This window comes from Mesorhizobium sp. PL10 (genome assembly GCF_053714315.1).
In genome coordinates this window covers 51,199-62,531 of the sequence record NZ_JBSKBR010000023.1, presented here as the reverse complement: position 1 = coordinate 62,531, position 11,333 = coordinate 51,199, and the positions used below count along the sequence as shown (strand labels likewise).

Here is an 11,333-nt window from a genome sequence, read left to right as displayed (position 1 = left end):
CGGTGAGGTTGCGCACGTCGGCCGACAGGACAGCGGCATCGTTGGTGCCGAGGATGTTGACGGTCACCGAGGTGTGGGTGCCGTCGGCGCTGACGACATCGAAGGTGTCGGTGTAGGTGGTGCCGGCGACGAACTCGTTATGGGCGGAGGATGCCGTGTAGGTCCAGGCGCCGGCTGCGTCGATGGCGAAGGTGCCGTAGGTTCCGACATTGGCCACCTGGGCGACGAAGGTCGCCGGGCTGTCGACATCGGAGATGGTCAGTGTGCCCGAGGTCGAGATGTCGACGGCCGAGTTGGTCTCGGTGAGGTTGCGCACGTCGGCCGACAGGACAGCGGCATCGTTGGTGCCGAGGATGTTGACAACAATATTGTAGCTGGCGGTTCCGTCCGCTGATGTCACCGTCAGAGTGTCGGTCACATGCTGGTCTTGCGTCAGCGGGTCGGCAAGCGCTTGGTTGAGCGCATAGGTCCACGCACCGGTAGTCGTATTGAAGGCGAAGGTGCCATAGGTGCCCTGGAGACTTGCCGGGTTCTGGAAATGGTTCTGATTGATATCGACATCCGTCAGGATCAGCTGTCCGTGAGCGCTGGGATCGTTGAGCGTTCCGTTGGCGATGCCGCCGGCTTCGACCACAGTCTGGTCAGCGCCTGGGGCCGTAGTGATCGTCGCGCCATCGTTGCTGCCCTGAATGTTGACCGACACGCTGGCCCAGCTCAGCGTTCCATTGCCGAGCTTGATCGCGTAGGTGAACGTCTCGTGGATGCTGTCAGTAGCACCCATGGCCTGCAGGCTGGCGAAGCCATGCTGCTGCAAATACTGGCTAAGGTTCATCTCGACCTTGCCATTGTTGATGCGGATGAAGACGCCGCCGCCAATGTCCTCCCAGGCAGAGACGCCGCTCACTTGGGCGTCTGCCGTCGTCAGGTCGATCGGCGCATATTGCTTGGTGGCAGTCGAGGCGGAAATCCCGTCGTCAATCGAATAGAGGGTCTTTGCGTTTCCACCCAGATCATTCTGCATCACGTCCAGCAGGATAATGGACTGAGCTGCCGACACGATGACAACCGTGTCCTCGGTGTAGTTGAGAACGTCGTCCTTCGCCTGCGGCGTGTTGGAGAACGACGTCGTGGTACCACCGGCTCCGGTGATCTGAGTAGCCATTTTTCACCCCTGTTGTTTAACGACAGACGCCCCCGCGCCTGTCGACCGTATTGAAAGACCAGCCGCTTCCTGCCGAAAAATCATTGCGCGCCTGACATGCAGATTCCGGCGGACATCAATCCTGTCAGCGCACCCGAAAGCCCCAACACTGTCGCCTTGCGACGGCCAGCACAATGCGTGGCCGGTCGCGGGCGAGTGGTGGCTCAAATGGTGATGGCTACGACGATACCCCTTCGCCGCGTTGTGTTTCCCAAGCCCCAATGGCGTCGTCTAACTCGTTGTTGCATGTCGAGTGTAGCTTTGTGCGACGCTTATATTAGGGGATTATTAACTCTCTTAGGGAGGGCGTCAACATCCAACTTGGCGAAACAGTTAATGGTTGACCGAAACAACCCACGGTTGTGCCAGCTGGGGAAACCAGGTGTGGAAATCAAGAATGGTGATACGCAATTCATCGGCTGACCCGCGCCCTTTGTCGGAACAGGCGGCTGCCGTTTGCTTAATCGCAAACGATAACGCGTCCTTGTCGCTGAGTTGACTTGGGGCTCGATGTCCGCTTTGCCTTCTCACCGTCCCAAATGTCCAAGTTGGTCGGATCGAGGCATTCAGTACTCCCGAGGCAAATGGCTGTTAATGGCGCTTAACGGACCTTTTTAGCCGCGCTCATGACGCCCGTTTTATTTAGCACAGCATCAGCATCAATCATCCGCCGGATATCGCAATTGCAGCAGGGCGCCAATGGCCCGGCTACCACAGGCGAACATGCGCCCGGGAGCGGTCAACCCCAACTATGCGCAGACACCAAGGACTGTCAGTCGGCGCTTTCACACAACTAGCCTGCGTCTGCACGGGGTCAGATCTCGATGCTCGCGAGGCCTGAAGGTCGGCTTATCGAAATCCTTGCCTCGAAGCAGCCGGTCCGCTTCCGGCCCCTTTTCGGTCCTATGGCTGCCCGAGAGGCTTCGCCTCCTCCGCCTCGCATTCCGGCAGCCGCACAGATTTGGCGAGCTCTGTCAGCGCCTCGGGCTTGGCGCAAAGCGGGAAGCCGGCGAGCGGCATTGTCTCGATAAAACGACCGAGCTCCGTCTTGCTCGAGCTGAATTCATTGACCATGCCCTCGACGGTCAGGTCCGGATACCGTTTGAGGGTTTCCCTGACCGAAGCGTTCGCCTCATCGGTTCGACCCAGGGCCGCGAGGGAGCTGCTACGCACCACCCAATCCCCTTTGCCGGAGTTATCGGGCGTCTTGCGCTCCAGCATCTTCACGGCGTCCTCATAGCGGCCAGCCATAAAATAGGCCGAGGAGTAGAAACTAGTTGCCCACATCGGGTAATTCGGGTCGAGCCGTATAACTTGGTCGACCAACTGAGCGCCGCGTTCGGGTTCGTCGAAGCCTGCCGCATAGCCGGAATAGAATGTCAGGATTTCGGCCGAACCGGGAGCGAGGCGGAGGGCCGTATCCAGCTCGACCTTGGCGCGGGCGTTGTCGCCCTTTTCTTTGAGGCTCATGCCAAAAACCGCGTGCGCCTCGGCGTCGCTCGGATCGAGCCGCACCGCGCGTTCGGCTACATCGGCAGCCGCCTTGACCTCGCTCTCGGGATTGATACCGAAGCCAGCCAATATGTTATGAGCATGATAAAGTTCCACCCAGGCGCGTGCGAACTCCGGATCCAGTTCGACAGCGACGTTGAGCAGCCTGATGGCCTCCTTCTCATCCGCTACGGTAATCTTTTCAATCCTTTCGGTTCCGAGCAGATAGTAATCATAGACAGTCAAGTTGTCCGGCCGTTTGCGCTTCGCTGCAGCCCGCCCCGCTCCCTGAATCAGGCCCACGCCGTTGCCGAGACGGTTGGTGACCTGCTCGGCGATCTCGGTTTGAATGGCGAACACGTCTTCAGCAGGCCGGTCCCATCGCTGCGACCACAGATGGTTGCCGGTTTTTGCATCGATCAACTGCGCGGTGATCCGCAGCCGACCTCCCTGGCGCTGGATCGAGCCTTCCAGCACATAGCCGACGTCGAGCGCACTTGCGACCTGGCGGACATCCAGCGACTTGCCTTTGTACGCTTGCGTCGAATTGCGTGCCACGACGTCGAGTTCGGGAAACTGCGCGAGATCGGTGATGATGTCCTCGGTGAGGCCATCGGCCAGACGCCCTGTGGCGTCGTCGCCGCTAAAGTTGTTGAAGGGCAGCACTGCGACCGACGGCTTGGCACCCAGAGCAGCTGAATGAAAGAACCACCATGTCCCGCCGCCGCCCAGCAGAACAAATAGTACGATGGCCGCCGCCGTCCCAACCCAGCGCGGCATCGCCTTGCGCAAGGTCCAGCGCGGCCGCTTGCCGTCGAGCCTCAGCCGGTACATCCGAACCGGGCGGCTGATATTCTTTACTTGTTGCTCGCCAGCGAAATCGAGGGACCAACCAAGCTTGCCTTGCAGATGGTCAAAGGCTGTGCCCGACACGATCACGCCGCCAGCATCAGCGAGTTGCTGCAATCGCGCGGCGACATTGACGCCATCGCCATAGACATCGCCGTCAACCAGCGCAACGTCGCCCAGATTGACCCCGATGCGGAACACGATGCGCTCAGGCTCGGGCAGACCTTCATTGCGCGCAGCCGCCGCGCTTTGGATTTCCGCCGCGCAGGCGACTGCGTCGACCACGCTGTCGAAGGCGACAAGCGCGCCATCGCCCATGAGCTTGATGAGGCGGCCATGGTGCTGGGAGATGGCCGGGTCGAACAGCTCGGCACGAACGGATTTCAACCGCTCAATGGTGCCGGCCTCATCGGCCTCCATCGCCCTTGAGTAGCCGACCATATCGGCCGCCAGGATCGCCAGCAGCTTCCGGTTCAATGGAGGGACGATCATCATCATCCGGCCCCGGACCCAATATGGCTAATATGGTACACCCAGCGCAGCGCCCTGACGAGGGCCCACCAAGTCAGGAGGCCGTCCATTAGCCACGGTGGTCGGAAAGGTCGCTTCTGGTGCAAAGCGGTCCGCATGAGGCTGGACACAAGGGTCGGCTTTCTTGCCCAGTCATCCTGAAAGTTGACAGCCGGGTCCCGGCTACAAATGCGACATTCAGCCTCGGTTCCGAGATGTCCCCTCATAGCGCGGCTGGCATCCTGTAGGCACGTGCTTGTTCTCTCGCCCGCCTTCAGGCACGCCACTTGGCCGTCCATCAGCCCCAGAACACAGGCTTACTCACGGCGTCGTCGTGAACCCGCACTGCTTCTGTTCCATCTCGATCTGCTTGGTGATGCGGATGGCGTTCTGGGCGTAGGCTTCCGTCACCGAGCCGCTGTTGACGGTCTTGTCCTTCAGCGGGCTGACGGCCGCGCAGAGGTGGAAGACATGCTCCGTGTCGGACTTGGTGGCGCCGTTTTCCGGCGCGATCCAGTAGACGACATCCTGGCCATTGGGGTGTGCCGCGTCCTTCGTCGCATCGGCCACCGTGGTGGAGTCGGTGGCGATCGCCTGCGCCTGGGCGGCGACCTCGGGCGAACAGGCCGTGGTCGGCTGCCCCGCCTTGATCTGGGTCGCGCAGGCGTTCATGTCCTGCGTGTACTGCTCGACCGACGGGGGCTGGTAGCTGACCCCGAGCAGCGTCGCGACCACGGCCAGCACCGCGCCCACGCCGCCGGCAATTTTCTTGCTCTTCGGATCCATGTTCTTGTCGTTGAGGATCAGCAGAACCAACGGCAGGAAGGCAATCAGCGTGATGATCGCGCCGAGCTGGTTCTGAACGAAGAACCGGAACGGTTCGGATGCCTTAGCCGGGTCCTTCCTGTTGGCCGCCTTCCACAGCATGCTGCCGGCGATGGCGAAAATCGCGATGCCGACCAGAATGCCGATCAGCAGCGGCAGGTTTCCGTTGTCGAACTTGTGCTTGTAGAGCAGGACAATGCCGGCGATCTCGCCGCCAATGGCAATGATCCACGACAGCGCGGCGAAAAGCCGGAGGCGCGTGGCGCCGGCCTTCTGGCCCTGCGATGCTTGCCAATCCTTGGTAACGTCTGCGGCCGGCTTGTTGTCGTCAGTCATGACCAGGTCCCCCGGTATCGACACTTTTGCGGGGCGGCGTCAAAGGCGCCCGGCGCAGCGTCATTGAACGAACGTCGCCTGCTTTGGCCAGGAAAGCGCCACGGCAGACCGTGTCACCATCAATATGGCGCATGATTGGATTCGTCCATACCCCGGCGCAGGGGCCGACGCGGCGATGGTACCCTCCTACGCGCTCGATGGGGGTAAGTTCACGTGGGCAGCAGGGCAGGGCAATCGTATATGGCGCTCCCCCGCTCCGTCTCGGCTTCGCCGAGCCACCTCTCCCCCACTCTGGTGGGGGCGAGGAACCCAAGCTTTTCAAGGCCGCGACATCCGTGATTAGCGTTTCCTCGCCCCCACAAAGTGGGGGAGAGGTGGCCGCGTAGCGGACGGAGAGGGGGCTGGCGCCGCCATATGCGATTTCCCTGCGGCCGCCGGTGGCACGACTCACCCCGGAAAGATCGTGAAGCCGCCATCGACGCGGATGACCTGGCCGTTGATGAAGCGCGCGCGGGGGCCGGCGAGAAAGGCCACCGCTTCGGCGATCTCTTCCGGCTCGGCATAGCGGTTCAGCGATTTCCTGCTCGAATCCATGCGCTCGGGATCGACCACGCGGGTCGCCTGGAAGCGTGCCGTCTTGGTGGCGCCGGGGCTGACCGCATTGATGCGCACGCCGTCGTCGATCAGTTCCTTGGCCAGGCAGCGCGTGTAGTGCACCACCGCGGCCTTCAATGTGGAGTAGACGACCTCGGGCGAGCAGCCGAGATGGGCCGCCGCCGAGGCGATGTTGATGACGGAGCCGCCGCCGCGCTGCTTCATCGGCGGCACGAAGGCCTGGCAGACCAGCATCGTGCCGATCAGATTGTTCTCGGTCAGCACGCGGATGTCGTCCAGTTCGATGTCGAGGGCGTTGTTCGGGTTCGGCTTGCCGCCCTTGGCGCCGATGTCGCCGCCGGCACAATTGACCAGCACATGCACGTCGCCGAGATCGGCCTCGATCCTGCGCTTCATCTCGGCCACCGCTTTCTGATCACCAATGTTGCCGGTCACCGAAGTGACCTTCGTGCCATGCCGCTTCAGGCGCTCGACCACTTCGCCGAGATTGGCGAACTCGCCATATTTGGCCGGCGCCGTTTCGTCCATGTCGTGGATGGCGACATTGGCGCCGAGTTCGGCCAGGCGCTCGGCCATTACGCGGCCGAGCCCACGGCCGGAGCCGGTGACGAAGGCGGTCAATCCATCGAGTTCACGTGTCGTCATCAGATCTTCTCCATCAAACCAAGGTTGCGCATGTTGGCGGCGCTGCGCCGGATCATGTCGAGCTCATAGGAAACCAGTGAAACGTCGTCTTCGCGCTCCCAGGGGGTGCGGTAGTCGGCATCGTCGGGCAGCCGGTTGCGCTGGGCTGCCGCCAGACAGGCGGCAAACTCGCGCGCCGATTTCTGCGGATAGCCATGCCACCAGTCATCGCGAAGAAAGCGGACATGCCGCGCCTCCAGGGCGCCGGGTTCCAGAACGCCGGTCATGCGATCGTGGTGTTGGCGCAGAATCGCAAACAGCTCGGCAAAAGGCACCGCGCCATCGCCGATGGCGCAACGGATCAGCCGGTAGCCTTCCCCAGTGAACTGCACGCGGTAGTCCTTGAGATGGACATGGCGGACATAAGGGGCGATCCGCCGCGTAAAATCGAGCGGCGCTTCGCCGACCGGGAATGTGTTGCCTGTGTCGAAGGTGACGCCGACGCCGTCGCCGCCAAGCGCACAAAAATCGACGATTTCCCCGCTGGTAAAATCCTGGTGGTTTTCGATGGCAAGGGTGTAGCCTTCGGCATTCGCGCGCGGACCCCATTGCCTCAATCTGTCTCGAATGATGCCGGCGTACTCGCTCCACTTCTCGCCGGCGGCGTTGCGGTCGCCGCACAGAACCGGCGTCAGCGCTGTCCGGATGATCTTGGCATCGAGCAGGCGTGCGGCCCGAAGCGCATCGTCGAGCGGTTCGCCCACCAGAAGGCCACCGCTGACGATCGGCGTAATGCCAAGCACGGCGAGCCGTTCGCGCAGCGCGATCACCGCGTCGTCGGAAAGCTCGCTCAGCCATGGCACCCAGATCTCCAGCACACGCGCGCCGAGGTCGGTCGCCAGCGCGATGAAACCTTCGAGCCCTGCTGGCCTCGGATTGGCGCGTGGCGTGCCGCGACCCTGGAGGCCGAGATGATAGGTCAGGCCGTAGGGGTTCAGGCCAATCTCGAGCATGAAGCGATCCTTTGGATTGGTCATCGCAGGCCGGCATCCACGGTGATCGACTGCTTGGTGATCATGCGGCTGTCGTCGGCGGCCAGGAACAGCACCGTGCGCGCTATCTCCTCGCCGAGCAGAACGTGGCGGATCATCTGGCGCTGCACGACCTGGTCGACCGAGGCCTGCGTCTTGAACCAAAGCTGCCTTTGCCGCTCGGTAATGACGGCGCCCGGCTCGATGGCGTTGACGCGGATGTTGTCGGGCCCGAACGCCCGCGCCAGCGCGAATGTCAGCCCGATCACGCCAGCCTTGGCCGTCGCATAGGGCGCTATGTCAGCCGCGCCGAAACGCCAGGCGATCGAGGAAAAATTGACGATCGAACCAAAGCCCAATTCCTTCATGTGCGGATGCACGGCCTGGGCGGCAAAGAAGTGATGCCGCAGATTCACGTCCTGGGCGTGGTCCCAATATTCCTGCGTCACCTCGACGACGGGGTGGCGATTGTCGTCGGCGGCGTTGTTGACCAGCACCGCGACAGGCCCGAGGCGGTCGCGCACCGTGCCGATCGCGGCCTGGAGGGAAGGGATGTCGGTCACGTCGCAGCGCATAAACAGCGGCGCGTGCGATGCCGTAGCGGCGAGTTCGTGCGCCAGCGCCTCGCCGGCCTGCTGCTGCAGATCGAGAAACGCGACGCGTGCGCCATTGGCGGCGAAGGCGCGGGCCGTGTCGGCGCCGATGCCCGTCGCGCCGCCGGTGATCAGCACGACACGGTCAGCCAGGCTCGGATAGATGGCGAAGGACAAGTGCGAAACTCTTTCAGGTCAGGTCAGATCAGGCGTTGGGTCGTCGGGTCGAACAGGCAGGCACGCGCCATGTCGATGCCGAGCGTCACCGTCTCACCCATAAGCGGCGTGCCGTCGGGGTCGAAACGGCCGGTGATCTCCTTGCCGCCCAGGCGCAGAACGGCCATGGTCTCGGCACCTGTCGGCTCGACCAGTTCGACCACGGCATCGATTTGCGCGATGCCTGGCTTGCGGCGCGCAAGATCGGGATCGAACCGGTAGATGTGCTCCGGCCGGATGCCGAGCACGAGCTGCCGCGGCGTATCGGATGGAAGCGCTTGGACGATCGGCAGGCTGGCCGTCTTGCCATCGGCGGCCTGCAGGGCAACAGAAGGGCGACCGCCTTCATGGCTGAGCTCGGCCGGCAGAAAATTCATCGCCGGCGAACCCATGAAGCCGGCGACGAACATGTTAGCCGGCCGGTTGTAGATCGTGGCCGGCTCATCGAATTGCTGAACCTCGCCCTGATGCATCACGGCGATACGCGATGCCAGCGTCATCGCCTCGACCTGATCGTGGGTGACGTAGACCGTCGTCTTGCCGACACGGTGATGCAGCTTCTTGATTTCGGTGCGCATGTCGACACGCAGCTTGGCGTCGAGATTGGAGAGCGGCTCGTCGAACAGGAACAGTTTCGGATCACGCACCAGCGCCCGGCCCATCGCGACGCGCTGGCGCTGGCCGCCCGAGAGCTGTCCGGGCTTGCGCCCAAGCAGCGGTTCTATCTGCAGGAAAGCCGCGACCCGCTTGACGGCCTCGTCCTGCTGCGGTTTCGGCACGCGGCGGCTTTCCATGCCGAAGGTGATGTTCTCGCGCACCGTCATCGTCGGGTAGAGCGCGTAGGACTGGAACACCATGGCGATGTCGCGGTCCTTCGGCGCAACCGAATTGACCAGCCTTCCGTCGATGCGGATCTCGCCGGAGGTTACCGTTTCCAGCCCGGCGATCATCGCCAGCAGGGTGGACTTGCCGCAGCCGGACGGTCCGACCAGCGCGATGAACTCGCCGTTCTCAGCCTCCAGATCAATGCCCTTCAGCACCTCGACCGCGCCGAAGTTCTTGCGCAGGGATCGGATGGTCAATGTCGACATGCGATGCCCTTCCTGGCGGACGGAGCGACAGGCGACATGAGACAGGCTCCGCTCACTTGATCGTGGCTCACTTGATTGCACCCTGGGTCAGGCCGCGGACGAAATACTTGCCGCCGAAGAGATAGATCAGCAGCGGCGGCAGGGCGCCGATCAGCACGGCGGCGCTCATGACATCGTAGGCGCGTACATTGGTGCCGCTTGCCGTCAGCGCGACGAGCGCGGCCGTGATCGGCTGTTGCTGCCCGGAGGTGAAGACGACACCGAACAGATATTCGTTCCAGATGCCGGTGAACTGCCAGATCACCGTGACGATCAGGATCGGTGAGGAGAGCGGCAGGATGATCTTGCGGAAGATGCGCCAGAAGCCCGCGCCGTCGATGCGCGCCGCCTTGATGAGATCGTCGGGGATGCTGACGTAATAGTTGCGGCAAAACAGGGTTGTGAACGAAATGCCCTGGATGACGTGGATGAGGACAAGCCCGTAGACCGAATTGCTGAGGCCCAGATTGCCGAGGATGAACGCCCACGGCATCAACGAGATCTGGCCCGGAATGAAGACGCCGAGCAGCATGCAGGTGAACAGCGCTTCCGAACCCCTGAAACGCCATTTCGACAGGATGTAACCGTTCATCGCGCCGACCGCCGTCGAGATGATCGTCGCCGGGATCGTCATTTTCAGGGAGTTGTAGAAGTTGCGCTGCATGCCCTCGCAGGTGCCGCCGATGCAATAGGTGCTCCAGGCCTGGCCCCAGGCTTCGAGGCGGAAGCTGCGTGGCAGCGAGATCAACCCGTTGCGCGCGATCTCTTGCTGATCGCGGAATGAATTCAGCACCACGACCAGCAACGGGACCAGGTAGATCGCCGCGAAGATCACCAGCAGCCCATAAATGACGAAGCGGGTGAGAAAATGCCTGCGCGCCGCAACCGTGGCTGCGTGACGATCGAGAGACTGGTCCAGCACGACGTCAGCCATGGCCGGCTTCCTTGCGCCGCCGCCAGACCACCCAGAAAGAATAGGGCACCAGCACCACGGCAAGGGCGGCAAGCATCATGATGGCGGCCGCCGCACCTTCGCCGATCTGGCCGCGTTGGAACATCAGGTCATAGACGTAGATAGCGGGGAAGGTGGTCGAAATCCCCGGGCCGCCTTTGGTGAGCGCCGCCACCAGGTCGAAGGTCTTGATGGCGAACTGGATCTGGATGACGGCGACCGCCAGGAAGATCGGCGCAATCGTTGGCAGAAGCACTTTGCGATAGATGCGGAAGGTCGATGCGCCGTCGATCTGCGCGGCCTTGACGAGGTCCTGATCCACCGAGCGCAGACCGGCCAGGAAGAGCGCCATGGCAAAGCCCGAGGCCTGCCAGACACCGGTGATGATCACCGCGTAGATCGCATAGTGCCGGTCGCTGGCGAGTGCGAAACTGAAGCTCGTCCAGCCGAAACCGCGCACCAGCGCCTGGATGCCGTCGACCGGGTTGTAAAGCCAGCTCCAGACCGTGCCGGTGACGATGAAGGAGACGGCCAGCGGATAGAGGAAGATCGTGCGCCAGACCGCTTCGCCGCGCACGCGCTGGTCGATCAGGATCGCCAGCAGCAGTCCCACGGCCATCGAGCCGACAATGTAGAAACCGCTGAAGATAAAGAGGTTGTTGTAGGCGATGTTCCAGCGCCGGTTCGCCCATAGCGACGCGTAGTTGTCGAGGCCGACGAAGCCGTAGGTCGGCAGCAGCGAGGAGTTCGACAGCGAGATGTAGAGCGTCCAGCCGGTGAACACGAAGACGTAGACGAAACTCGCCACAAGCGAGGGGCCGAGCACCAGCAGGGGCACCGCGGAGCCCAGCCGCTCGCGCCAGGGGCGGGCGGGCGCCGGGACCGACAGGATCAGGTCGTGGTTTGACATTCAGAGCACTGGACTGGCAGGGCGCGGGACTGGGATGGAGGATGGCCGGG

General features: G+C 62.7%; 9 protein-coding genes. All 9 read right to left on the bottom strand.

Features of this window, described 5'->3' with window-relative positions:
• Positions 1-1,162: VCBS domain-containing protein (locus tag ACWGTO_RS27170; protein WP_454577874.1), on the bottom strand; the 1,162-nt coding region annotated here is incomplete at its 3' end.
• 942 nt (positions 1,163-2,104) lie between these two features.
• Positions 2,105-4,033: an adenylate/guanylate cyclase domain-containing protein gene (locus tag ACWGTO_RS27165; protein ID WP_454577880.1), complete on the bottom strand. Its 1,929-nt coding sequence runs from the start codon at positions 4,031-4,033 to the stop codon at positions 2,105-2,107.
• Positions 4,034-4,372: 339 nt separating this feature from the next.
• A complete protein-coding gene (locus tag ACWGTO_RS27160; RefSeq protein ID WP_454577873.1) occupies positions 4,373-5,212 on the bottom strand; it encodes a hypothetical protein in 840 nt (279 codons plus the stop codon).
• A gap of 447 nt (positions 5,213-5,659) precedes the next feature.
• On the bottom strand, positions 5,660-6,472 hold the full coding sequence (locus tag ACWGTO_RS27155; RefSeq protein WP_454577872.1) for an SDR family NAD(P)-dependent oxidoreductase: 813 nt from the start codon (positions 6,470-6,472) through the stop codon (positions 5,660-5,662).
• Entirely contained in the window at positions 6,472-7,464 is a 993-nt protein-coding gene (locus tag ACWGTO_RS27150) for a sugar phosphate isomerase/epimerase family protein (protein ID WP_454577871.1), read from the bottom strand. Before ACWGTO_RS27150 ends, ACWGTO_RS27155 begins: the two co-directional genes overlap by 1 nt.
• A gap of 20 nt (positions 7,465-7,484) precedes the next feature.
• Positions 7,485-8,252: an SDR family NAD(P)-dependent oxidoreductase gene (locus ACWGTO_RS27145; RefSeq protein ID WP_454577870.1), complete on the bottom strand. Its 768-nt coding sequence runs from the start codon at positions 8,250-8,252 to the stop codon at positions 7,485-7,487.
• 23 nt (positions 8,253-8,275) lie between these two features.
• Positions 8,276-9,382 (bottom strand): ABC transporter ATP-binding protein, encoded by a 1,107-nt coding sequence (locus tag ACWGTO_RS27140; RefSeq protein ID WP_454577869.1) that lies wholly within the window; start codon positions 9,380-9,382, stop codon positions 8,276-8,278.
• A gap of 67 nt (positions 9,383-9,449) precedes the next feature.
• Positions 9,450-10,355: a carbohydrate ABC transporter permease gene (locus ACWGTO_RS27135; RefSeq protein ID WP_454577868.1), complete on the bottom strand. Its 906-nt coding sequence runs from the start codon at positions 10,353-10,355 to the stop codon at positions 9,450-9,452.
• Positions 10,348-11,283: a carbohydrate ABC transporter permease gene (locus ACWGTO_RS27130; RefSeq protein ID WP_454577867.1), complete on the bottom strand. Its 936-nt coding sequence runs from the start codon at positions 11,281-11,283 to the stop codon at positions 10,348-10,350. The genes ACWGTO_RS27135 and ACWGTO_RS27130 overlap by 8 nt, the downstream gene beginning before the upstream one ends.
• Positions 11,284-11,333: the final 50 nt, after the last annotated feature.